Annotated in this window: 26 protein-coding genes; 11 read left to right on the top strand and 15 right to left on the bottom strand. The window is 71.2% G+C overall.

Features of this window, described 5'->3' with window-relative positions; all coding sequences use genetic code 11:
- Positions 1–39 precede the first annotated feature (39 nt).
- The 4 genes from ACWEF6_RS12860 to ACWEF6_RS12845 form a co-directional block, all read right to left on the bottom strand.
- On the bottom strand, positions 40–357 hold the full coding sequence (locus ACWEF6_RS12860) for an effector-associated constant component EACC1 (protein WP_449683072.1): 318 nt from the start codon (positions 355–357) through the stop codon (positions 40–42).
- Between the two features lie 99 nt (positions 358–456).
- Positions 457–1098, bottom strand: a complete 642-nt coding sequence (locus tag ACWEF6_RS12855; RefSeq protein ID WP_449683071.1) for a hypothetical protein — start codon at positions 1096–1098, stop codon at positions 457–459.
- On the bottom strand, positions 1086–1877 hold the full coding sequence (locus ACWEF6_RS12850; RefSeq protein ID WP_449683070.1) for an ABC transporter ATP-binding protein: 792 nt from the start codon (positions 1875–1877) through the stop codon (positions 1086–1088). Before ACWEF6_RS12850 ends, ACWEF6_RS12855 begins: the two co-directional genes overlap by 13 nt.
- Entirely contained in the window at positions 1874–2518 is a 645-nt protein-coding gene (locus ACWEF6_RS12845) for an aminodeoxychorismate/anthranilate synthase component II (protein ID WP_449683069.1), read from the bottom strand. Before ACWEF6_RS12845 ends, ACWEF6_RS12850 begins: the two co-directional genes overlap by 4 nt.
- 84 nt (positions 2519–2602) lie before the next feature.
- On the opposite strand from ACWEF6_RS12845, the gene ACWEF6_RS12840 reads away from it, so the two are divergent.
- Entirely contained in the window at positions 2603–3949 is a 1347-nt protein-coding gene (locus ACWEF6_RS12840) for an FAD-dependent oxidoreductase (RefSeq protein ID WP_449683068.1), read from the top strand.
- Here ACWEF6_RS12840 and ACWEF6_RS12835 read toward each other — a convergent pair.
- Together ACWEF6_RS12835 and ACWEF6_RS12830 are read right to left on the bottom strand one after the other, a co-directional pair.
- Positions 3946–4599 carry a response regulator gene (locus ACWEF6_RS12835; RefSeq protein ID WP_449683067.1) on the bottom strand — a complete coding sequence of 218 codons (654 nt, stop codon included), beginning with the start codon at positions 4597–4599 and terminating at the stop codon, positions 3946–3948. The genes ACWEF6_RS12840 and ACWEF6_RS12835 overlap by 4 nt on opposite strands.
- Positions 4539–6359 carry a histidine kinase gene (locus ACWEF6_RS12830; protein WP_449683066.1) on the bottom strand — a complete coding sequence of 607 codons (1821 nt, stop codon included), beginning with the start codon at positions 6357–6359 and terminating at the stop codon, positions 4539–4541. The genes ACWEF6_RS12835 and ACWEF6_RS12830 overlap by 61 nt, the downstream gene beginning before the upstream one ends.
- A 169-nt stretch (positions 6360–6528) precedes the next feature.
- Here ACWEF6_RS12830 and ACWEF6_RS12825 point away from each other — a divergent pair, with 169 nt between their 5' ends.
- The 3 genes from ACWEF6_RS12825 (at position 6529) to ACWEF6_RS12815 (ending at position 8462) form a co-directional block, all read left to right on the top strand.
- Positions 6529–7242 (top strand): ABC transporter ATP-binding protein, encoded by a 714-nt coding sequence (locus ACWEF6_RS12825; RefSeq protein WP_449683065.1) that lies wholly within the window; start codon positions 6529–6531, stop codon positions 7240–7242.
- Positions 7239–7973, top strand: a complete 735-nt coding sequence (locus ACWEF6_RS12820; RefSeq protein ID WP_449683064.1) for an ABC transporter permease — start codon at positions 7239–7241, stop codon at positions 7971–7973. The genes ACWEF6_RS12825 and ACWEF6_RS12820 overlap by 4 nt, the downstream gene beginning before the upstream one ends.
- A gap of 96 nt (positions 7974–8069) precedes the next feature.
- The gene (locus ACWEF6_RS12815) at positions 8070–8462 is read left to right on the top strand and encodes an SCO5389 family protein (RefSeq protein WP_310968313.1); all 393 of its coding nucleotides are present in this window, start codon (positions 8070–8072) and stop codon (positions 8460–8462) included.
- Here ACWEF6_RS12815 and ACWEF6_RS12810 read toward each other — a convergent pair.
- From ACWEF6_RS12810 to ACWEF6_RS12795, 4 genes are read right to left on the bottom strand one after another with little or no spacing between them, the layout of a single operon-like run.
- Complete coding sequence (locus ACWEF6_RS12810; protein ID WP_449683063.1) at positions 8431–9420, bottom strand: LLM class flavin-dependent oxidoreductase; 990 nt, start codon at positions 9418–9420, stop codon at positions 8431–8433. The genes ACWEF6_RS12815 and ACWEF6_RS12810 overlap by 32 nt on opposite strands.
- Positions 9417–9920 carry a protein-tyrosine phosphatase family protein gene (locus ACWEF6_RS12805; protein WP_449683062.1) on the bottom strand — a complete coding sequence of 168 codons (504 nt, stop codon included), beginning with the start codon at positions 9918–9920 and terminating at the stop codon, positions 9417–9419. Before ACWEF6_RS12805 ends, ACWEF6_RS12810 begins: the two co-directional genes overlap by 4 nt.
- A gap of 53 nt (positions 9921–9973) precedes the next feature.
- Complete coding sequence (locus tag ACWEF6_RS12800) at positions 9974–10129, bottom strand: hypothetical protein (protein WP_449683061.1); 156 nt, start codon at positions 10127–10129, stop codon at positions 9974–9976.
- A complete protein-coding gene (locus ACWEF6_RS12795) occupies positions 10129–11202 on the bottom strand; it encodes a class E sortase (RefSeq protein ID WP_449683060.1) in 1074 nt (357 codons plus the stop codon). Before ACWEF6_RS12795 ends, ACWEF6_RS12800 begins: the two co-directional genes overlap by 1 nt.
- Before the next feature lie 186 nt (positions 11203–11388).
- Here ACWEF6_RS12795 and crgA point away from each other — a divergent pair, with 186 nt between their 5' ends.
- Both crgA and ACWEF6_RS12785 read left to right on the top strand, forming a co-directional pair.
- Positions 11389–11655, top strand: a complete 267-nt coding sequence (gene crgA / locus ACWEF6_RS12790; protein WP_176173814.1) for a cell division protein CrgA — start codon at positions 11389–11391, stop codon at positions 11653–11655.
- A gap of 127 nt (positions 11656–11782) precedes the next feature.
- Complete coding sequence (locus tag ACWEF6_RS12785) at positions 11783–12139, top strand: PH domain-containing protein (protein ID WP_449683059.1); 357 nt, start codon at positions 11783–11785, stop codon at positions 12137–12139.
- Here ACWEF6_RS12785 and ACWEF6_RS12780 read toward each other — a convergent pair.
- Positions 12136–13095 carry a rhomboid family intramembrane serine protease gene (locus ACWEF6_RS12780; protein WP_449683058.1) on the bottom strand — a complete coding sequence of 320 codons (960 nt, stop codon included), beginning with the start codon at positions 13093–13095 and terminating at the stop codon, positions 12136–12138. The genes ACWEF6_RS12785 and ACWEF6_RS12780 overlap by 4 nt on opposite strands.
- 38 nt (positions 13096–13133) lie before the next feature.
- Positions 13134–13652: a peptidylprolyl isomerase gene (locus tag ACWEF6_RS12775; protein ID WP_176173816.1), complete on the bottom strand. Its 519-nt coding sequence runs from the start codon at positions 13650–13652 to the stop codon at positions 13134–13136.
- Between the two features lie 90 nt (positions 13653–13742).
- Here ACWEF6_RS12775 and ACWEF6_RS12770 point away from each other — a divergent pair, with 90 nt between their 5' ends.
- Positions 13743–14279: a hypothetical protein gene (locus ACWEF6_RS12770; protein WP_310968319.1), complete on the top strand. Its 537-nt coding sequence runs from the start codon at positions 13743–13745 to the stop codon at positions 14277–14279.
- Positions 14280–14343: 64 nt separating this feature from the next.
- On the opposite strand, the gene ACWEF6_RS12765 is transcribed toward ACWEF6_RS12770, so the two are convergent.
- Both ACWEF6_RS12765 and ACWEF6_RS12760 read right to left on the bottom strand, forming a co-directional pair.
- Positions 14344–14796 carry a DUF6918 family protein gene (locus ACWEF6_RS12765; RefSeq protein ID WP_310968320.1) on the bottom strand — a complete coding sequence of 151 codons (453 nt, stop codon included), beginning with the start codon at positions 14794–14796 and terminating at the stop codon, positions 14344–14346.
- A 146-nt stretch (positions 14797–14942) separates the two neighbouring features.
- Positions 14943–15476, bottom strand: coding sequence for a DUF2020 domain-containing protein (locus ACWEF6_RS12760; protein ID WP_449683057.1), 534 nt, complete (start codon positions 15474–15476; stop codon positions 14943–14945).
- An 82-nt stretch (positions 15477–15558) separates the two neighbouring features.
- On the opposite strand from ACWEF6_RS12760, the gene ACWEF6_RS12755 reads away from it, so the two are divergent.
- The 4 genes from ACWEF6_RS12755 to ACWEF6_RS12740 are packed head-to-tail and all read left to right on the top strand — an operon-like array spanning position 15559 to position 19469.
- Positions 15559–16209, top strand: a complete 651-nt coding sequence (locus ACWEF6_RS12755) for a hypothetical protein (RefSeq protein ID WP_449683056.1) — start codon at positions 15559–15561, stop codon at positions 16207–16209.
- A 1-nt stretch (position 16210) separates the two neighbouring features.
- Positions 16211–16849, top strand: a complete 639-nt coding sequence (locus ACWEF6_RS12750; protein WP_449683055.1) for a pyridoxine/pyridoxamine 5'-phosphate oxidase — start codon at positions 16211–16213, stop codon at positions 16847–16849.
- Positions 16850–16899: 50 nt separating this feature from the next.
- Positions 16900–18027, top strand: a complete 1128-nt coding sequence (locus ACWEF6_RS12745; protein WP_449683054.1) for an SMP-30/gluconolactonase/LRE family protein — start codon at positions 16900–16902, stop codon at positions 18025–18027.
- A gap of 44 nt (positions 18028–18071) precedes the next feature.
- Positions 18072–19469: an alpha/beta hydrolase gene (locus ACWEF6_RS12740; protein ID WP_449683053.1), complete on the top strand. Its 1398-nt coding sequence runs from the start codon at positions 18072–18074 to the stop codon at positions 19467–19469.
- Here the strand turns inward: ACWEF6_RS12740 and ACWEF6_RS12735 are convergent.
- Positions 19447–20652, bottom strand: coding sequence for a cytochrome P450 (locus ACWEF6_RS12735; RefSeq protein ID WP_449683052.1), 1206 nt, complete (start codon positions 20650–20652; stop codon positions 19447–19449). The genes ACWEF6_RS12740 and ACWEF6_RS12735 overlap by 23 nt on opposite strands.
- Positions 20653–20740: the final 88 nt, after the last annotated feature.

The following is a 20740-nucleotide window of genomic DNA, read 5'->3' as shown; positions in this document are numbered from 1 at the left end:
GGCCCGCACGGTTCTTACCGTGCGGGCCTTCTTCGTCGTTCAGGGCTGGTCGAGAAATCCTTGCACGGCACCGAGAACCTGATCGGCGTCGCTCGCGGCCCCGAAGTCGAGTTCGAGTTCCTCGGCGGCACCGGAGCGTTTGACCTTCAGCGAGACGCGGCCGTCGCGCCCCCGGGTCAGCCACGCGAACAGCGAACGGCAGAAGACGCCGGCGGAGGAGCTCGAAACCCCGACCACCACGGCATCGAAGACCTGGACGCGGCCGCGGAGTTCGTCTTCGCCACGCAACCAGGCGGCGAGCTCCGGAAGCTCGCCGTCGGAGTTTGGCACGGTGATCGCGACGATCCCAGCCGTCACCCGATCTCCCTTCGCCCGGAACCGGAGGCCCCGAACCTTAGTCCGCCCTACGGTCCGGCAGGAAGCCCGGGGCCGGGAATTGAAGATGGCAAATTGCAGTCAGGAGCGGCGGCGCACGAGTTCCGAAACGGCGTAGAAGCTGGCGGCCAGCATCGCGACCGACGTCACCAGGGCCAGGACCAGCGGGCCGCCGACCGGTTCGTCGTCGGTCAAGGCGTGCAGAAGCGGGTGGACCAGGGGGATCTTCGCCAGCAGGACGACGACGAGGGTGATCACCGCCGCCAGGACCGTCCAGCCGATGCGGTGGACCAGCAGCCGCGAGCACGGGAGGGCGATCGCGATGCCGAGCAGCGTGCACGCGAGGTGCGCGAGCAGCCCGATGCCGAGCGCCGCCGGCTGGACCTTGAACGACTTGATCGCCGACCACACCTCGGTGATCGCGGTGAGGACCAGCGAACAGGCCAGCACCGTCAAGATCGCGCCGGTGATCATCCGCCGCCACTGCCGCGCGTGGCTCAAGGTCACCAGGCGCTGCACCGGATCTTCGATGTCCAGCAGGGCGATCGTCAGCCAGCACGAGACGACCAGCAGGCCGCCGGCGCTGACGCCGAACAGCGGCAGGGGTGGGGAATGCGGGTCGGCGTAGAGGATCACGCACAGTGCGAGGTAGGCCAGCAACGCCGGCAGGTACCGCTGCGAATGGCCGAGCAGCGCCAGGTGGTAGCGGGTCAGGGCGAGCACGGCGCCACCTCCCGCACCGACCAGCCGTCGTCGAGGGCTCGCTTCAAGACCGCGTCGACGCGGGTGATCTCGACCGTCAGCACCACCTGCGCGCCTTCCACCAGCGCATGGCGCACGCCCGGCTCGTCGGTCCAGCCGGTGTCGCCGCCGCGCAGCACGATCCGGGTGGTCGGCTCCGCGCTTTCCGCGGTGAGCCGGCCTTCCCGCATCAGGTGGACGACGTCGGCGTGGTCGTGCACCACCTGCGGCCGGTGGTCGGTGAACACGACGCTCGCCCCGCGCGCCCGCGTCTCGGCGACGAGCTCGCCGAGGATCGTGTGCGTCCCGACGTCGAGGCCGGACCACGGTTCGTCGAGGATCAGCAGGTCGGGCCGGACCATCACGGCCTGCGCGAGCCCGACCTTCTGCGCGTTGCCCTTGGACAGGGTGCGCAGCGGTGCCGTCGGGCCGCCGACGAGGTCGAGGCGTTCGAGCAGCGGGTCGATCATCGAGAGATCGGTGAGGCCGTGGATGCGTGCCATGTGCCGCAGGTAGGCGCGGGCGCCCATGCGCTGGCCCGCCGGGAAGCGGTCCGGCAGGTAGCCGATCCGCGGGGTGCCGGTGAGCGTTCCGGTGGTCGCGTGCGAGACGCCGGCCATGATCCGCAGGAGCGTCGACTTCCCGGAGCCGTTGCTGCCGAGGACGCCGACGACGTGCCCGGGCTCGACGGTCAGGTCGACGTCGCGCAGGACGAAGTCACCGCGCCCGTACCGCTTGCCGACCCCCGCGAGCCGGATCACGCAACAGCGGCCTTCTGGAGCGCCTTGGTCGCCCGCTCGAGCTCGTTCACGCGGGCCGGGTCCACGGGGTGACCCGCGGTGGCCAGCCAGTTCGCGAGCATCCGGTGGCCGCCTTCGGTGAGCACGGACTCCGGGTGGAACTGGACGCCTTCGAGGGGCAGCTCGCGGTGGCGCATGCCCATCACGATGCCGGACTCGGTGCGCCCGGTGATCTCGAAAACGGTGTCGGAGATCGTGTCCGGGAGCACGGTCAAGGAGTGGTACCGGGTGGCCGTGAACTCCTCCGGCAGGTCCTTGAGGATGCCGGCGCCGGTGTGGCGGACCTGGCTCGTCTTGCCGTGCAGCAGCTCGGGCGCGCGGTCGACGGTCGCGCCGTAGACGACGCCGAGGGCCTGGTGGCCGAGGCAGACGCCGAGCATCGGCGTGCTCGTCTCGGCGCACTTGCGGATGACGTCCATGCTCTGGCCGGCGCGTTCGGGGGTGCCGGGGCCGGGCGAGACGAGCACGGCGTCGAACTCCGGCACGCGGTCGAGGTCCACGACGTCGTTGCGCCAGACCGTGCAGTCGGCGCCGAGCTGGGCCAGGTACTGGACCAGGTTGTAGACGAAGCTGTCGTAGTTGTCGACGACGAGAACGCGCATGCGCCGAGCTTACCGGCTCCCAGTCCGTGGACCGTACGCCAAATCACATTTCAGGTTAGGTAATCCTAACTTACCGTGGGTCGGGTGAGCCGTTCTCTTCGTGTAGCCGTGGTCGGTGCCGGTCCCGCCGGCATCTACGCCGCCGACATCCTCGACAAGTCCGACGCCGACGTGCAGATCGACCTGTTCGAGCGGATGCCCGCGCCGTTCGGGCTGATCCGCTACGGCGTCGCGCCCGACCACCCGCGCATCAAGGGCATCGTGACGGCGCTGGAAAAGGTGCTCTCGAAGCCGAACATCCGGCTGCTCGGCAACATCGACTACGGCACCGACATCAAGCTCGACGAGCTGCGCGAGTTCTACGACGCGGTGATCTTCTCGACCGGCGCGTCCGCCGACCGCGCGCTCGACATCCCGGGCATCGACCTCGACGGCAGCTACGGCGCCGCCGACTTCGTCTCCTGGTACGACGGCCATCCCGACGTGCCCCGCACCTGGCCGCTGACCGCGTCCTCGGTCGCCGTCCTCGGCGTCGGGAACGTCGCGCTGGACGTGGCGCGGGTGCTGGCGAAGACGGCCGACGAGCTGCTGACCACCGACATCCCGGACAACGTCTACCAGGGCCTCAAGGCCAGCCCGGTGACCGACGTGCACGTGTTCGGCCGCCGCGGCCCGGCGCAGGCGAAGTTCACGCCGCTGGAGCTGCGGGAGCTGGACCACTCGCCGAACGTCGAGGTCATCGTCCACCCGGAGGACATCGAGTTCGACGAGGGCAGCATCGCGGCCCTGCGCGCGTCCAAGCAGATCGACATGGTGGTGAAGACGCTGCAGGAGTGGGCCATCCGCGAGCCGGGCACCCGGCAGCGCCGGCTGCACCTGCACTTCTTCCACTCCCCCGCCGAGGTCCTCGGCGAGGACGGCAAGGTGACGGGCCTGCGCACCGAGCGGACCGAGCTGACCGGCGACGGGAACGTCCGCGGCACCGGCGAGTTCCACGACTGGGACGTCCAGGCGGTGTACCGCGCGGTCGGCTACCTGTCGTCGCACCTGCCCGAGCTGCCGTTCGACCACGTCGCCGGCGTGGTGCCGAACCAGGCCGGGCGCGTGCTGGACCTCGACGAGAACCAGCTGCCGGGCGTGTACGTGACGGGCTGGATCAAGCGCGGCCCGGTCGGCCTGATCGGCCACACGAAGGGCGACGCGGCCGAGACGATCGCCAGTCTCCTGGCGGACGCGGACACCCTCGCCACCCCGAAGTTCGACTCACCGGACGCGATCCTCGACTTCCTCGAGACGCGCGGCATCCCGTTCACGAACTGGGACGGCTGGGGCCGGCTCGACGCGCACGAGAAGGCGCTGGGTTCGGCGGCGGGCCGGGAGCGGGTCAAGGTCGTCGAGCGCGACGAGATGACCCGGATCTCGCGCGGCTAGGAACCCAGATACGCCAGCACGGCCAGAACCCGGCGGTTCGTGTCGTCCGAAGCGGTGATGTCCAGCTTCGCGAAGATGTTCGCCGTGTGCTTGCCGACCGCTCCTTCGCTGAAGTGCAGGCGGGCGGCGATCGCCGCGTTGGAGCAGCCTTCCGCCATCAGCGACAGGACTTCGCGCTCGCGCGGGGTCAACGCCGCCAGTGGGTCCGAAGCGTTGCCCGCCACCAGTTTCGCGATCACCTCGGGGTCCATCACGGTGCCGCCCGCCGCGACCCGGCGGACGGCGTCGATGAACTGCTCCGCGTTGAACACGCGGTCCTTCAGCAGGTAGCCGATCGCGCCGGTGCCGTCGGCCAGCAGTTCGCGCGCGTACAGCTGCTCGACGTGCTGCGACAGCACCAGGATCGGCAGGCCGGGCACCTCGCGGCGGGCGGACAACGCGGCCTGCAGTCCCTCGTCGGTGTTGGTCGGCGGCATCCGGACGTCCACAATGGACACCTCGGGCCGGTGTTCCCGCAACGCCGCCACGAGTTCCGGGCCGGTGGCGACCGCCGCGACGACGTCGAAGCCGTGCGCGGTCAGCAGGTGCGTCAGGCCGTCTCGGAGGAGGTACTGGTCTTCGGCGACGAGAGTTCTTGGTCGAGCTGACACGGGATCTCCAGGGTCGCCTTCGTCGGGCCGCCGATCGGGCTGGTCAGCGTCAACCTACCGTCGAAGCCGCCCAACCGGCGCTCGATTCCGCGCAGTCCCGAACCGCGGGCCGGGCTCGCGCCGCCCGGGCCGTCGTCGGTGACCACCACGGTCAGGAGCTCGCCGGCGAACCCCACCTCGATCGTCACTCGCTTTGCGCCGTGCTTCGCCGCATTGCCGAGCAGTTCGGACACCGCGAAGTACACGCACGACTCCACCGGTTCCTCGGCGCGGCCCGGCAACGAGCCGGTGACCTGCGCCTTCAGCGGACTGTCCAGCGCCAGCGCGCGGACGGCGTCCAGCAGCCCGCGTTCGGACAGCACCGGTGGGTGGATGCCGCGGATCAGCGCACGCAGTTCGGTGAGCGCCTCCGACGACGCCGCGCGCAGCTCCGCCGTGAGCCGTTTCGCCGCCTCCGGGTCGGTGTCCACCAGTGCCTCGACCGCGCCGAGCTTCATGCCCATGGCGACCAGCCGCGACTGGATGCCGTCGTGCAGGTCGCGCTCGATCCGGCGCAGTTCCGCCGCCTGCGTGACCGTGACGTCGGAACGCGTCCGCTCGAGCCGTTCGACGCGCTGGGCCAGCCGGGAGGACTCGGTCGGCCCGAACCACACCCGCGCGAAGCGGGCCTGCTGCCGGGCGAGCCACGGCGCCGGCGCCACGGCGATGACCAGCGCCAGCAGGATCAACGGCGTCTGCGCGAGCGCACCCAGGTGCGTCGACACCTCGGGCAGCGGGGACCACTGGACACGGGACGACACGAACGGCCGCCACACCCAGAGCAGCCAGATACCGGTCATGCCCCAGCCGAACAACACGAGCGCCGGCAACGAGCAAGCGAGCGACACGAGGGAGGTCAGTGCGCCGCCGGCCATGTCCCGCCAGGTGGCCCGGTCGCCCAGGATCCACTTCGTGCGGGCGTTCTGGAGCGGCCAGAGCAGTTCGTCGTACAGCTGCCGGCCGACTTGGTAGAGCCCGTCGGGGCGGGGCAGCGGCAACCCGGGCGGCGGCTGGTACGGCCGCGCGATCCGCACCCCGGTCCAGTTTTCGGTTTCACGGCGCAAGGTGTCGGTGATCGAGCGGCTCCACAGCACGACCGGGGGTGCCAGTGGCGTGGCGAAGGCCACGACCACCAGCTGGACCACCGAAAAGGCCAGCTGCACCACCGAAAGCGCGAGGATGCCGAACTGGTGGCCCAGCGCTTCGAGGTGCCGGTGCGGCCGGTTCTTGCGTGACTCGGCGGCCGGGCGCGGCCCGAGCCACCAGCGCGTCCAGCGGCCGTAGCCGCGCAGCACCCGCGGCCCGCCGAGCAGGACGGCCACCGGCAGCAGCAGCGTGACCAGCGGGTTCACCAGCTGCCAGCTGAATTCGCGCTGTGCCGCCGGGTCCTCCAGCGCCCAGGTAAGACGGTGCTGCCAGCGGATCCAGAACGCCCGCTTGTAGAGCTGGTTGCCCTCGCGGTACCAGCCGTCGCGCTCGCGCACCGGCTCCGGCGGCTCGGGCCGGTACGGCGCCGCGACTTCGACGCCGCACCAGCGCGCGGCCAGCGTCCGCATGACCGCCGACCGGCCGCGGGCCCATTCGACCGCGGGGCCCAGGAAGAAGACGAGCCCGCCGCAGAGCAGCACGAACGCGATCAGCTGGACGAGCACGTCGATCCAACTGAGCAACGAGAACGCCGCCAGCGCGAACGCCCGGCCGATCGCACGCAGGTACGTCATCCGGCACCTCCTTCCCCTGGAGATCCTGGCCGGACCGCCCGCGCGCCGCACTGCCCGAAGCCCCCCGAACGGGGTGGGCCCAGCCCCACCCCCGCTTCAGCAAAACGCTACCTGAGCTGGGGATTCAGCGTCATTACCCCGGCGGCCGCCGGTTCGTAGTTTCGGAGCCATGCCACTCATCGAAGTCACCGATCTCCGCAAGCGCTACGGCACCCGGGTCGCGGTCGACGGCGTTTCGTTCACCGTCGAGCGCGGCGAAATCTTCGGCATCCTCGGCACGAACGGCGCCGGGAAGACCACCACCGTCGAATGCCTCCAGGGTCTCCGCCGGCCCGACGGCGGCACGATCTCCGTGCTCGGCCTCGACCCGGCGACCGACCACCCCGCCCTCACCCGCCGCGTCGGCGTCCAGCTGCAGGAAAGCCGGCTGCCCGCGAAGCTTCGGGTGCGGGAAGCCCTGGAGCTGTTCGCGTCCTTCTACCCCGAGCCGGCCGACATCGACGTCCTGCTCGACCAGCTCGGCCTCCGCGACCACGCCCGGAGCTACTTCGGGAAGCTGTCCGGCGGCCAGAAGCAGCGCGTGTCGATCGCCCTGGCCCTGGTGGGACAGCCGGAGCTGGCGATCCTCGACGAGCTGACCACCGGCCTCGACCCGCACGCCCGCCGCGAAACGTGGCAGCTCGTCGAAGGCGTGCGCGCCGCCGGTGTCACGGTCCTGCTCGTCACCCACTTCATGGACGAAGCCGAGCGGCTCTGCGACCGCGTGGCGATCTTCGACGCCGGGCGCGTGGTCGCCACCGGCACCCCGACCGAGCTCCGCGCCACGGCCGGAGCCTCCACTTTGGACGATGCGTTCGTCTCGCTGACCAGGAGCGCCCGATGAGCACCTTCACCAAGATCACCGCGACCGAAGCGAAGGTCTTCCTCCGGTCGCCGTTCATGGCGATCGCCGGCGTCCTGCTGCCGACGGTCCTACTGCTCGCGATCGGCGCGATCCCCGGCATGACCGAGCCCAGCGACAAGGCGGGCGGGTACCGGTTCATCGACGCGTGGGTGCCGTCACTGGTGGTCATCGCCCTGGCGATGCTGGCCCTGCAGTCGATCCCGGCGGCCGTCGCGACCTACCGCGAGCAGGGCGTGCTGCGCCGGCTGGCGACGACCCCGGTGCACCCGGCGAACCTGCTCGTGGCGCAGCTGGCGATCCACGTCGCGGTGGCACTGGCCGGCATCGCGCTCCTGCTCGGCGCGGCCGACGTCGCTTACGACGTCCCGCTGCCGAAGCACCCGCTGGTGTTCCTGCTGACGCTGTTGCTCGGCGTGGTCTCGACGTTTTCGCTGGGCCTGATCACGGCGTCGATCGCGAGCACGGCCAAGAGCGCCGGCGCGCTGGCGATGATCCTGTTCGTCCCGATCATGTTCTTCGGCGGCGTGTACCTGCCGCGGCCGCTGATGCCGGTCGTGCTGCAGCGGATCGGCGACTACGTGCCGCCGGGCTCGCAGCCGCTGCAGGACGCCTGGGTCGGCACCGGCGTGCAGCCGTTGCAGCTGGCCGCGCTCGCCGCGTTCGCGGTGCTCGGGACGGCGCTGGCGGCCCGGTTGTTCCGCTGGGAGTGAGCCTTCCGCCAAAGTGGTGATGATCATCGTTTTCTCTTGTGGCCGGGCCACCCGGCCGGTAGCCAAGAGGGTGGCCCTGCTCAAACTGGAGGTTCGATGTCCCTGGACGTGTCACCCGCGTTGCTGGAGAAGGCCGAGCGCGGGGAGGTCACCGACGCCGAGTTCGTCACCTGCGTCAAGGAATCCCTGCCGTACGCCTGGGAGGTCATCACCGGCGTCATCGCCGACGCCGAGGGCGCGGCGGACGGTTTCGCCGACAACGAGACACCGCCGCCGAGCGAGGCCGCCCGCGGGCAGCTGCTGCGCGCCCTGGCCTCGGACGCCATCCGCGGCGGCCTCGAGCGTCACTTCGGCGTCAAGCTGGCGTTCCAGAACTGCCACCGGGTCGCCGTGTTCCGCCAGTCCGAAGTGGACGGTGCCCGCTACCGCGCGTTCGTCTCCCCGCGCGGCCAGCTGCTCAACCAGAGCCCGGAACTGCGGGACTGCTAGCCCGCAGCGCGGGCAGCACCTCGGTGCCGATCCGCGCGATGTTCTCGAACGTGCCCTCCGGCGTACCCGACGCTTCCACGAGCATCAGCACGTGGGAGACGCCGGTGCGCCGGAGGCTCGTTCCCAGCGTCCGGACGCAGTGGGCCGCATCGCCGACCGGGTGAATGGCGCAGAGCCGTTCGGTGTACTCCAGCGGATTCCGGGTCGGCCCCGGTCGTCCGTCGACCGTGACGTGCGCGCCGAGACCGTCCGCCAGCCAGCCCGGCAGGGCTTTCCGCACCACTTCCGCAGCACCCACTTGGCAGAGCACGGTCGAAACGTGGTCCGCGGGTTTCCCGTAGGCCGCGACGGTTCGCGCTTTTTCGTGGTCGTCGGCGTGCAGGCCGAGCAGGAGCGGCAGGTTCCGTTCGGCGGCCTGCCGAACCGCGGCCGAGTTCGGTCCCCCGCACGCGACGACGACGTCCGGCCGCCGTTCCGGCTCGGGCACCACGGGCACCTCCCGGAAGGTGAAATGTCGGCCCTCGGCGCCGACGCGGCCGGTGGTGGCGTGCAGGAAGACGTCGAGGCTCTCTTCGAAGCCGGTCTCGTACCGGTCCAGCCCGGTGCCGAACACCTCGAGGTCCTGCCACGGCCCACCGCGGCCGACGCCGAGCCGCAGCCGTCCCCCGGAGACGGCGTCGAGCAACGCCCACTGCTCGGCCAGCGCGACCGGGTGCGTCGTCGACAGGACGCTGACCGCGGTCCCGACCCCGATCCGCGACGTGCGCCCGAGCACGTGCGCGGCGAGGGTGATCGCGGACGGGCAGACGCCGTAGGGCAGGAAGTGGTGCTCGGCGAACCAGACGTCGTCGAAGCCGGCTTCTTCGGCCAGTTCGGCGGCCCGGACGGATCGGCGCAGGACGTCGCCGTCCCGCTGGCCCGGGAAGCGGCCGCTGACCAGGAAGACGCCGAACCTCAAGCGTCCAGCCCGGCGAGCAGGCGCGCGGTCGGCAGCCCGCTCTCGAGGTACTGCACGAAGAGCCGGTTGCTCAACGCCGACGGCGAGCGCCGCTGCCGGACCCGCTCGATCGCCGCCGGGACGCCGAGACCGAGCTCGACGAGCGCCTGCGCGACGACCAGCCCGGACCGGTTGAGCCCGGCGTGGCAGCGCACCAGTGTCAGCCGGCCGGCGCGGACCGCCTCGGCCGCCAGCGTCGCGAACCGTTCGACGTCGGCCAGCTGTGCCTCGGTCAGCGGCCCGTCCGGCATCTCGGCGAAGTGGTGCTCGATGCCGGGCGCCGGCCCGTGGCCCTCGCGCTGGTAGAGGCTCAGCACGAGGTCGAACTCGCGCCGGACGACGACCGGCTCTTCGCCGTCCGGGCCGACCCGGATGTGCCCGCCCATCCACAGCCGCGGCCCGACCTCGTTCCACGGGTCTTCCGGCGGCGGGTTGCGACGGTCTTTCTGACGTGTCCTCATCACGGCCCCTCTCCCGAGAAGGGCAACGGATCGCCCGCCCGGCGGGTTCCGGCTCAGTTGACCGCGACCTCGTTGAACCACAGCCGTGGCTCCAGCCACGGGAACACCACGAACATCAGCAGCGCAATCACGCCGAGCACCAGCACGACCGCGACCGTCAGCTTCGCCGCGAACGGGCCCGGCAGCTTCCGCCAGATCCAGGCGTACATCAGGCCTCCCCGATCTTCGAAAGCAGGTCGCCGTAGTCCTTGACCTGGTTCTTCGGCACCTGCTGGGTCAGCACCGAGGTGATGATGAGCCGCTCGCGGGCGGAGAATTGGGGGTGGCAGGTGGTGAGCGTGAGCAGCGCGGCCTGCTGGGCCTTCGGGAGCACGTCGGCGCCCTTGTACGGGACCGGGTTCACCGCGGTGCCCTGGCTGGGCAGCACGACCTTGCGGCCGAACGTCTCGCTGTACGCGCCGCCGTCCTCGGCACCTCCGTCACGCAGGGTCGAGACGCCCTTGCACTTGGGGTCGGCGCCCTTGCCGCCGGCCCAGTCCTGCATCTCGTCGTCGTAGGGCAGGACCTTGTAGATGTAGAAGTCGGTGGAGGTCTCGATCACGATCTGGTCACAGGAGGAGAGGTTGTCCAGGTCGTTGAACGGGGCGCCCTTGCCGACGCGGTGGCCGGCCACGGCGAAGTTGCCGGGCTCGCCGGGCAGCGCCGTGCCCTTGTAGTGGCCGGGGCCGACTTCGAGGGCGGCGTCGTCGGTGCCCTCCTGGATGGTGAAGTTGTAGTCGACGCCGAAGCTGGGGATGTGGATCCGGGCGAACGCCTTGCCGTCGATCAGCTCGGGGTGCAGCGTGCGGTCGTGCGCCCACTCGCCGTCGAGCTGGTCGCTCGCCTCGGACTGCTTGCCCGCCGAGAACAGGTCGGTCACGTACAGCTCGTAGACCATGAACAGCAGCACGACCAGGCCCAGCGTAATGAGGACTTCGCCGGCCGTCCGGATCGCGACGCCGCCCTTACCGAGCGGGGGCTTCTCCTTGGTCGCGGCGCCGCCCTTCCCGACCGGGGCGAAGACGATCGTCTCGTCGTTGGCGCCGGGCGGCGGGGCCGGGCTGGTGTAGCGGCGGGGCGGCGGGCCCTGCGGCCGCCGGGGCGGCTGGCCCTGGGGACCGCGCTGGGGCGGCCGGGGCGGCACCTGGCCGCGCGGGGGCGTGGCGGGACGGCGTTGGGGCGTGGGTTGACCGTGTCCGGGGTGTCTGCGCCGGTCGTCTTCCGGTCCTTCGCGCGTAGCCACGCAAGCTCCTCTCAAGCCGCGTCGAACCCTGGGTGACGCCGTTGTCACGGTCCGGGAAATCCGACCACTCCTGGCCGCTGCTTTCCTGCGGTCGTTTACGTTAACGTGTGCACGTGGCGCCGGTTGCGCACCCTCAGCGGGACGTCGCCACCAGACGAGCCCGAAGAGCACCGCGAGGAACACACGATGCCCAAGTCCAAGGTCCGCAAGAAGACGGCGTACACCCCGCCCGCCGACCGGCGCACGCCGGTGAAGGTGCGGGCCGCCGGCCCCACCGGCCTCGCCTGGAAGATCCCGATGTTCGGGTTGATGATCCTGGGCCTGGTCTGGCTGCTGGTCAACTACATCGCCGGGGACAAGATCTCCTGGATGGCCGACCTGGGCAACTGGAACTTCGCCGGCGGGTTCGCGCTGATGATCGCGGGTCTGCTCATGACCATGCGCTGGCGCTGATTATTACTCCGATCGGCGGCTTGACGTCGAATTACAGCGGTGTGACTCATCCCCAGTGTGGATAACCCCTGTGGATAACTACCCCACCTCCTGGGCGCCCCGTCAGGCCGTTGTGGTATCGGCCTGGGTGGTCACCGCGTTGCTCCTGGCCGGCGTGGTGGCCGACGCGCTGACCGGCGACCGCGGCGGGCTGGTGCTGTTCGCGCTGGCGGCCGTCGCCGTCGGCGCGTTCGCCGCGCACGCCACCCTGGTCCGGCCCCGGCTGGCCGCCGACGCCGAGGGCCTGGTGGCCCGCACGCTCGGCGGCACGCACCGGCTGCCGTGGGCGCAGACGCGCACCCGGCTCCGCACCACCCGGCGGATGGGCCGCGACGGCGTCACGCTCGAAATCGAGCACGAAGAGCAGCTGTACGTCTTCGGGTGGCTCGACCTGGGCGAGGACCCGCGGGACGTCCTGGACGTCCTCAGCACGCTGCGCAGCTAGCGGCAGGTGTAGTAGAGGCCCTCGCGGTACTGGACGAAGTCGCAGGTCGTGGGGGCCGCCTGCGCACCGCGGTAGACCAGCAGGCCGAGCAGCGCGACGACGATGATCCCGATGCCGATCGCCTGCCACCGCGCCTGCTTGACCTGCGGCGCGTAGAGCAGCGCGACGGTGACCAGCGCGCCGGTCACCAGCCCGCCGAGGTGCCCGAAGATCGAGATGCCCGGGATGCCGAAGGTGATGAACGCGTTCAGCGCGAGCGTGATGATCAGGCCCGTGGGGTTCAGGCGCAGCTTCACCACCGTGACGCCGTACGCGCCCATCAGGCCGAACAGCGCGCCGGACGCGCCCGCCGTGCCCGGGAAGCCGGCCGGGTCGCCGAACACCAGTACCGCCGTGGACGCGCCGAGCATGGAGACGAAGTAGAGCGCGAGGTAGCGGCCGCGGCCGGTCACCTGCTCGAGCGACCGGCCCATCATCCACAGCGAGAACATGTTGACCGCGATGTGGATCGGCCCGTAGTGCAGGAACCCGTTGGTCAGGACGCGCCACCACTCGCCGTGGCCCATGGTCGCGTCGCCGTAGAGGGCGCCGTGCTGGAAGAGCGCCGACAGGTCGTTGTCGTCGAGGCTCTTCGCCTGGACCACCGTGGCCAGGAAGACCAGGACGTTCACCGCGAGGATGACCTGGGTGACGAGCACCGACTGGGAGAGCCGCGCGCCGAAGACGGTGCGCTGGCCGAACCCGGCCTCCTGGTAGCCGCGGTGCTGACGGCGCTGCTGCTGGCTGCCGGCGTGGACGCAGTCGGTGCACTGGAAGCCGACGGGGGCTTCGCGGAGGCAATCCGGGCACGCCGGACGCCCGCACCGGGAACAGCTCAGTCCGGTCGGGCGGTTGGGGTGCCACCAGCACCCGGGCAGCGCGGCTTGTTCGGCGGCGGGGTTCGGCGGTTGGTTCACGATGTCACCAACCTACCGAAACCACGCTGGGGAAGCCGTCAGTGCTCGATGCTGACCTTTTCGATCACGATGTCGGTCAGCGGCCGGTCCGCCGGACCCGTCGCGGTGCGGGCGATCGCGTCGACGACGTTGCGCGACTCCTGGTCGGCCACCTCGCCGAAGATCGTGTGGCGGAAGTTCAGGTGGGTGGTCGGCGCGACGGTGATGAAGAACTGCGAGCCGTTCGTGCCGGGCCCGGCGTTGGCCATGGCCAGCAGGTACGGCTTGCTGAACTGCAGCTCCGGGTGGAATTCGTCGCCGAACTTGTAGCCGGGGCCGCCGCGGCCGGTGCCGGTCGGGTCGCCGCCCTGCAGCATGAAGCCGTCGATCACCCGGTGGAAGATCGAACCGTCGTAGAAGGGCCCGGAGTTCGTGCCCGCCGCGTTGGGCTGGGTGTACTCCTTGGTGCCTTCCGCCAGCCCGACGAAGTTCGCGACCGTCTTCGGCGCGTGGTCGGGGAGCAGGTTGAGGTGGATGTCACCCTGGTTGGTGTGCAGCGTAGCTTTCACGGAAGCCATCGTGCCATCTGCGGGCGGGCGGCGCGGAAAAGGGGCACGATAGGTTACGGGTAACAGAGCAGTGTCAAAACGAATGATGAGGTGAAGCCCATGTCCCGGGCGACAGCCCAGGCCGTCGAGACCGCCGACAAACTCGTCACCGAGGGTGTCAAGCAGGGGCGGCGCGCGCAGAAGAAGCTCGCGAAGAAGACGGAACTGACCCGCAAGGAGCTCAAGAAGAGCTCGAAGGCCGCTCGCCAGGAGGCGCTCGCGCGCCTGTCCGAGCTGCGCAAGCCGGGTCGCAAGGCGAAGAAGGCCGCCATCAAGGCCGCGAAGGCGGCCGGCGAGTCGAAGCGCCGCGGCAAGAAGGACTTCAAGGCGGCGAAGAAGGACTTCTACGCCGCTCTGTCCGAGGCCAAGTCGGCCGCCAAGGGCACCCGCAGCCGCCGCAAGTGGCCGTGGTTGCTGGGCCTGGTCGTGGTCGGCGCCGGTGCCGCCTACGCCCTCCGCTCGAAGCAGGAGCCGCCGGTCGCGCCCGCGCCGCCGAAGGCCACCCCGCCTGCGCCGAAGCCCGCCGAAGCGGCGAAGCCGGCCCCGCAGGCGAACGGCAAGGCGCCGTCCGCGGCGCCCGCCGAAAAGAAGAACTGAGCACGACGCGAAGAGGCCCCCGGGGGTGCAGCCGGGGGCCTCTTCAGTCGTGCCTGGGAACCGATCAGACGGCAGCGGCGTGCTTGTCGATCAGCTGGCCGAGACGCGGCAGCGCCTCCTCGACGTTCTTCTTGCCGTTCGGGCGCAGCTTCGAGTAGACCTTCTTGATGCTGTCGCGGCTGCTCTTCTCCGCGCGCGAGTCGGTGACGCTCAGCAGCGCGTCGGAAGCCTCGTCCGAGCGGCTGGTCAGGTAGGCGCCGAAGTCGTTGCCGCCCTTGGCGCGGTAGTCGCCGTAGAACGGCTCGAGCGCGGTGGCGAAGTCCGGCAGCAGCGTGTCGACGGCCGAGGGGATGATGCCCGGCTTGATCTTCTTGACCGCGGCGAAGCCGGTCTTGACGACGGCACCCGAAACGCCGCCCTTGTCCGAGACCTCGGCGTCCACGAGGGTCTCGAAGTCGGAAACGACAGCCGGGCGACGGCTGGAGTCGAGCAGGATTTCCTTGAGGGTGTCAGCCACGAATCTTGTCCTTTGTCCTTGCAGAGTTGGTGCCCCGCCCCGGGGTGGGGGTCCCCGGTGGCTGCGGTGCGCGAGTCCACGAAGCCTGCGCGTGACGCACAGGGTAATACAAGATCAACATCACTCACCCGTGTGGAGGTCGCTACCTAGAGCTTCAGAGCAGCGATAGCCTTCTTGACCACTGTGCGTGCCTTGACGCTCTGCTTCTGGTTGGTCGCCGCGATGACCGCCACGGGCCCCTTCGCGACCGCGTAGACGGCGCCGTCGTCGGAGGACAAATAGCCCCCCTTCCAGCCGGACGGGTCGCTCGCCGGGTTGGACGAGTCGAGCGGCGCCGCCTTGTTGACCAGCGCCGTCGCCGTCTTCGCGTCCCCGACGTACACCCGGACGGTGAGCTGGACCTTCCCGTCCGGGCGATAGAAGAAACACGCCGGGTGCGGCTGGTCGGCGGACACGCGCACCTTCGACACGTGCTGGCCGTTCGACTCGGCCACGAACTCGCTGCCGAGGTACGGGCAGTCCTCCGTCGCGCCCGGCTCGGGGTCCGGGGGCAGGCCGCCGGCGTTGCTCGAGTTCGCGGCCGCCGTCGGCGTGCTGGGCGTCGCGGTGCCGGTCACGATGGTGGCGCTGCAGCCGGCCAGCAGGGCCACGGCGGGCGCGAGAAGTACGAGTCGTCGCATAGCGCCGACAGTCAACCACGAAGCATGTGTGAAAACCGCTGGCTGACGACGGCCTGACGCCCGGCCGTGCGACGATGGCCCGGTGCTCACCCCGGAGCAGTACCTCGGCGCGATGGCCGAGCGCATCCAGCGGGCCGGCGGCCGGCTGAACACCGTGCAGATCGGCCCGGCCACGGCCGTCGTCGGGCTGTTCACCGAGTCGGTGATGCTCTCGACGATGAACTACTGCGTGGTCGCCGCGGCCGTTCCCGAGGTCAGCGCGGCCGCGCTGTACGACTTCACCGGCCGCGCCACCCAGCACGCCCGCGCGAACCTGGTCGGCACCATGGGCTGGACGGCGGCGTCCGTCGTCATCGCCGGGCTGGTCGGCGGCCGCGTGTACCCGGACGCCGCGCAGGCCGCGTCGGCGAAGTCGGGCAACCAGTTCGGCGGCGAGACGCGGATGGTCGCGGTGGACCTCTCGGCCGGGCAGATGTACGCGTTCGTCGGCGGCAAGTTCTGGGGCGCCGCGGTGCAGGGTTCGGTCAACGCCAAGCTGACGTACTGCTTCCCGCAGCCCGCCGAGGTCTACCAGCAGCTGCAGTGGCAGGAGGCCCAGCAGCAACCGCAGCACCCGATGCCCCCGCCGGCACCGCAGGTGCCGCCTCCGCCGTACGCCGGCCCGGCCGGTCCGCAGCCGCCGGTCTACCCACCGCCGGGGCACGCTCCCCAGCAGGGTCCGTACGGTTACTGACATGGTGCAGTTGCGCGGCTGGCCGTCGTTCCCCGACGAACTTCCCGGGTTCACCCCGGAAACGGCGCCACCGGAGCCGCAGGCGTTGTTCCTCGAGTGGCTGACCGAAGCCGGCGAGCACGTGCTGGCGCCGCACGCCGTCACGCTGTCCACAGTGGATGCCGACGGCGCGCCGGACGCCCGCGTGGTCATCCTCAAGGACGTCGGCCCCGGCGGCTGGGCGGTCGCGACCAGCTCGGAAAGCCCGAAGGGCCGGCAGCTGAGCAAGGACCCGCGCGCGGCGTTGACGTTCTTCTGGCCCGGCCGCGGCCGCCAGGTCCGGCTGCGCGGCTCGGTCTCCCCCGCCGCGCCCGAGGTGTCCGCGGCGGACTTCCTGGCCCGGCCGCCGGCGTCCCGCGTCGAGGCGTTCATCGGGCACCAGTCGCAGGTGCTGCCCGACCCGGCGGACCTCGACGCGGCGGCCGCCGAGGCCGAACGCTGGGTCGAGGAGCACCCGGGCGTGGCCCCGGAGACCTGGACGCGGTACCTGGTGGACCCGGACGAGGTCGAGTTCTGGCAGGCCAGCCACGACCGCCGGCACGTGCGGCTGCGGTACCGGAAGTCCGGCGGCGGCTGGGTCCGCGAGCGTCTCTGGCCTTGACGGGCCGGACGCGGCGGCGTAGGGAGGAATCCGACAAAACGGAGGTTCCGATGCGCCGGACCGTCGTCCTCGCCACCACCGCCGCCCTGTCCGCCGGGTTGCTGTCCGGCGCTTCCGCGGGTGAAGCCGCCCCACCGCGGCACCCCGCCGTCTTCGAGACGGTGTTCGCGTCGCCGCTCGGCCTGGAGGGCCTGACCACCGACGGGCGGGGCAACCTCTACACGCCGGCGCGCGGCGCCGATCCCTGCCCGGTACACCGGGTCGCCGCGGCCGGCGGTCCCGCGGCCGTCGTCGGCACGATCCCGGGGCCGTGCAACCCCGCCGGGCTCGCGTTCGACCGCCGTGGCCGGCTGTACGTGGCGAACGGCGACACCGTGGTGTCGTTCGTGCCGGACGCGGCGAACCCGCCGTCCGCGACGGTGTTCACCGCGGGTGTCCCCGGCGCGAACGGCCTGGCCTTCGACGCCTCGGGCGCGCTGTGGATCTCCGACGGCGGCACCGGGCAGGGCCGGGTCTGGCGCGCGGGCGCGGACGGCGTGGCCGCCGAGCAGTTCCGGGTGCAGCCGATGGTCAGCGACGTCCTTGCCGGCGGGATCGGCCGGGACGTGCGCGGCCTGCCGCCGGGGACGGTGACGATCACGCCGAACGGCCGCACGGCGGCGGACACCGCGGGCTCGCAGCACATCGTCGCGAACGGCCTGGCCTTCACCGGGGACGGCACGCTGCTGGTCGCGGACACGGCCCGGGGCGCGCTCTGGCGCGTGCCGATGGACCGCACGGGCCGCCCGCGCGCCTCGACCGGCTGCGACGCCGCCTTCGCGCCGAACACGTTGTGCCTGGACCACGTCGACGTGCAGCACCCGTACCTCGAAGGCGCCGACGGGATCGTCCTCGACCGCGCGGGCGGCGTCTGGACGGCGGTGAACGAGCGCAACGCGATCGTCCTGGCCCGCCGCGACGGCCGCGTGGTGGAGTACTTCCGCAACCCGGCCGACGCGACGTCGAAGCTGCGCAACGGCGGGCCGCTGGAGTTCCCGACCAGTCCGGTGCTGCTGCCGGACGGCCGCCTGTGCGTCACGCAGTCCGACGGCAACCGCCGCGACAACGCCCCGAACACCGCGGGCGAGGCCGCTCCCGCGGGTGCGGTGCGAGCGAAGGTCTCCTGCGTCAAACCCTGATCGGGGGTATGCGGGTTCCGCGCCGGTGTGCGCATGATGCAGGCATGCGCTCGAAGATGCTGACCGCCGGGCTGGTCCTGGCGCTGACCGCCGCACTCGGGGGTGTGGCCGCGGCCGACGCGCGTCCTGGGGGACGACCGAAGCTGACGGATCCGCACCCGTGCCCGGGCCAGCCGGGTTTCACGTGCTCGACCCTGACCGTCCCGCTCGACCGCACCGGCCGCGTGCCGGGCACGCTCGACCTGCCCGTGGCGACCGCGGACAACGCGGACGCGCCCAAGGGGGTCCTGCTGTTCCTCACCGGCGGCCCCGGTCAGGGCGGCGTCGGGACCATCACGCGGATCGCCCGGCAGCGGCTGCCGGAAGTCGCGCGGGACTACCGGATCGTCATGCTCGACCAGCGCGGCACCGGGCCGTCGGGCGCGCTGCGGTGTCCCGGCCTGCAGGCGGAGATGGGCAGTTCGGACATCGCGACGCCGTCGGCCGGCGCGGTGCAGGAGTGCGCGCGCATCCTCGGTGACACGGCACCGCTGTATTCGACCGACCAGAGCGTCGCGGACTTCGACCAGCTCCGGCAGGCACTGGGCGTGCCGAAACTGGTCGTCGACGGCGTCTCGTACGGCTCGTTCACGGCGGCGCGGTACGCGATCGCGCACCCGGACCGCGTCAGCAAGGTCATCCTCGATTCGGTGCTGCCGCACCACGCTTCCGCCGCGGCGTCGCTGTACCTGACGGGCCTGACGGCGGAGGCGCGCGTGCTGCGCGAGGCGTGCGCGGTGGCCCCGGCCTGCGGCTACGACCCGGCCGAGGACCTGGCGTGGGTGGTCCGCCACCGAAGCACGGCGGACGGGGTAAGGATCTTCGACACGGTGGTGTCGTACGAGTTCGCGGACCCGTCCTACCGCAACCCCGCGGCGGGCGACCTCATCGGCGCCCTGCACGAAGCCCGCGGCGGCCACGCGGAGCGCTTGGACGGCCTGCTGGAGGCGTACAAGTCCGGCGGCGACGACCCGGCGGCGTTCAGCGCCGGCCTCCACGCGGCGACGCTGTGCGCGGACGGCCGCTTCCCGTGGGGCTCGGCGGCGACCCCGCTCGCGCTCCGCCGTCCGTTGCTGTCACTGGCTTCCCACGCGCTCCCGGAGTCGGCGACCTGGCCGTACACGACCGGAGTGGCGACGCAGCAGGGGTTCATCCAGAGCTGCCTGCCGTGGCCGGCGGAACACCCGGGCTCGAACCCGGCTTCGCGGCTCCCGAACGTCCCGGTCCTGCTGCTCAACGGCGACCGCGACCTGTCGACGCCGTTGGAGTGGGCGCGCGAGGAAGCGGCCCAGGCCCCGAACGGCCGCCTGGTGATCGTGCCGGGCGAGTCGCATTCGATCCAGAACCGCGAGCGCGGCCACGCGGGGAGGGTCGCGGTACTCAGCTTCCTGGGGTCCACGTGACCGGCAGCTCGTGGACGCCGTAGATGTTCATGTCCGTGCGCAGCTTCACCTCCTCGGCCGGGACGGCCAGCGCCAACGTCGGGAAGCGGCGCAGCAACCCTTCGAAGCCCGCGCGCATCTCGATGCGGGCCAGCTGCTGGCCGAGGCACTGGTGCACGCCGTGGCCGAAGGACAGGAGGCCGCGGGCGTTGCGGTGGATGTCGAGCGTGTCCGGGTTCTCGAAGCGGCGGGGGTCGTGGTTGGCGGCCAGGAGCGAGACCACGACCGTCGAGCCCTTGGTGATCGTTTCGCCGCCCAGCTCGAGGTCCTCGGTGGCGTAGCGGAAGAAGATGTCGGCCACCGACAGGTAGCGCAGCAGTTCTTCCACGGCGCCGGGCAGCAGGTCCGCGTCGGCGCTCAGTTCGGCGCGCTGCCCGGGGTGTTCCAGCAGCGCGAACGTGCCCAGGGACAGCATGTTGGCCGTCGTCTCGTGGCCCGCGAGGAGCAGCAGGAAGGCCGCGCCCGTCAGCTCTTCGATGGTCAGGTCGTCGTGGCGGGCCAGATCCGACAGGATGTCCTCGCCCGGCTCCGCGCGCTTGCTCGTGACCAGCTCGGAGAGGTAGGTGTTCAGCGCGATGTAAGCGCCCATCTTCTCCTCGAGCGTCTGCTCCCGGAGCATGAACTGCGCGGAGTTGGCCTGGAACGTCTCCCGGTCCGCGTAGGGCACGCCGAGCAGTTCGCAGATCACCAGCGACGGCACCGGGAGTGCGAACTCCTTGACCAGGTCGACCGGCGGGGCCAGCTTCGCCAGGTGGTCCAGCTGGCGCTCGACGACGTCGGCGATGTGCTCCTCCAGCTGCTTCATCCGCTTGACGGTGAAGGCGCCGGTGAGCTTGCGGCGCAGCCGGCTGTGGTCCGGCGGGTCCATCGCGATGAACATGCCCGGCAGCTGCGGCGACGGCTCGGTGGCGGCGGGCATGCCCGTCTCGTACGGCACGTGGATGACGTCGAGGTCCAGCCGGGAGCTGAACCGCGTGTCGGCCATCATCTGCCGGACCTCTTCGAAGCCGGTGACGAGCCAGCCCTCGTGCCCGTCGGGGAACACCAGCGGGCCGACCGGGCGCGTGTCGCGCAGCCGGGTGAGCGCGCTCGGCGGGTCGAAGGGTCCCGCGTCGCGGTCCATGGGGAGTCCGTGCTGGCTCATCGGGTTTCCTTTCGTGGCGTGTGCCGATGACGATCGCCGAGTGGGCTGACACGGGCCTGACACGCCTCGGACACCGCCGTCCGTGGCA

It is taken from the genome of Amycolatopsis sp. NPDC004772 (assembly GCF_053601215.1).
Note: the sequence above shows the minus strand (reverse complement) of the source record. Positions and strands in the feature narration are given on the sequence as shown.

Coding starts and splice junctions, on each gene's coding strand:
- ACWEF6_RS12845 (WP_449683069.1), bottom strand. CDS start 2,518: ATGCGCGTTCTCGTCGTCGACAACTACGACAGCTTCGTCTACAACCTG.
- ACWEF6_RS12830 (WP_449683066.1), bottom strand. CDS start 6,359: ATGACGTACCTGCGTGCGATCGGCCGGGCGTTCGCGCTGGCGGCGTTC.
- ACWEF6_RS12825 (WP_449683065.1), top strand. CDS start 6,529: ATGCCACTCATCGAAGTCACCGATCTCCGCAAGCGCTACGGCACCCGG.
- ACWEF6_RS12820 (WP_449683064.1), top strand. CDS start 7,239: ATGAGCACCTTCACCAAGATCACCGCGACCGAAGCGAAGGTCTTCCTC.
- ACWEF6_RS12815 (WP_310968313.1), top strand. CDS start 8,070: ATGTCCCTGGACGTGTCACCCGCGTTGCTGGAGAAGGCCGAGCGCGGG.
- ACWEF6_RS12805 (WP_449683062.1), bottom strand. CDS start 9,920: ATGAGGACACGTCAGAAAGACCGTCGCAACCCGCCGCCGGAAGACCCG.
- ACWEF6_RS12800 (WP_449683061.1), bottom strand. CDS start 10,129: ATGTACGCCTGGATCTGGCGGAAGCTGCCGGGCCCGTTCGCGGCGAAG.
- crgA (WP_176173814.1), top strand. CDS start 11,389: ATGCCCAAGTCCAAGGTCCGCAAGAAGACGGCGTACACCCCGCCCGCC.
- ACWEF6_RS12775 (WP_176173816.1), bottom strand. CDS start 13,652: ATGGCTTCCGTGAAAGCTACGCTGCACACCAACCAGGGTGACATCCAC.
- ACWEF6_RS12770 (WP_310968319.1), top strand. CDS start 13,743: ATGTCCCGGGCGACAGCCCAGGCCGTCGAGACCGCCGACAAACTCGTC.
- ACWEF6_RS12760 (WP_449683057.1), bottom strand. CDS start 15,476: ATGCGACGACTCGTACTTCTCGCGCCCGCCGTGGCCCTGCTGGCCGGC.
- ACWEF6_RS12750 (WP_449683055.1), top strand. CDS start 16,211: ATGGTGCAGTTGCGCGGCTGGCCGTCGTTCCCCGACGAACTTCCCGGG.
- ACWEF6_RS12745 (WP_449683054.1), top strand. CDS start 16,900: ATGCGCCGGACCGTCGTCCTCGCCACCACCGCCGCCCTGTCCGCCGGG.
- ACWEF6_RS12740 (WP_449683053.1), top strand. CDS start 18,072: ATGCGCTCGAAGATGCTGACCGCCGGGCTGGTCCTGGCGCTGACCGCC.
- ACWEF6_RS12735 (WP_449683052.1), bottom strand. CDS start 20,652: ATGAGCCAGCACGGACTCCCCATGGACCGCGACGCGGGACCCTTCGAC.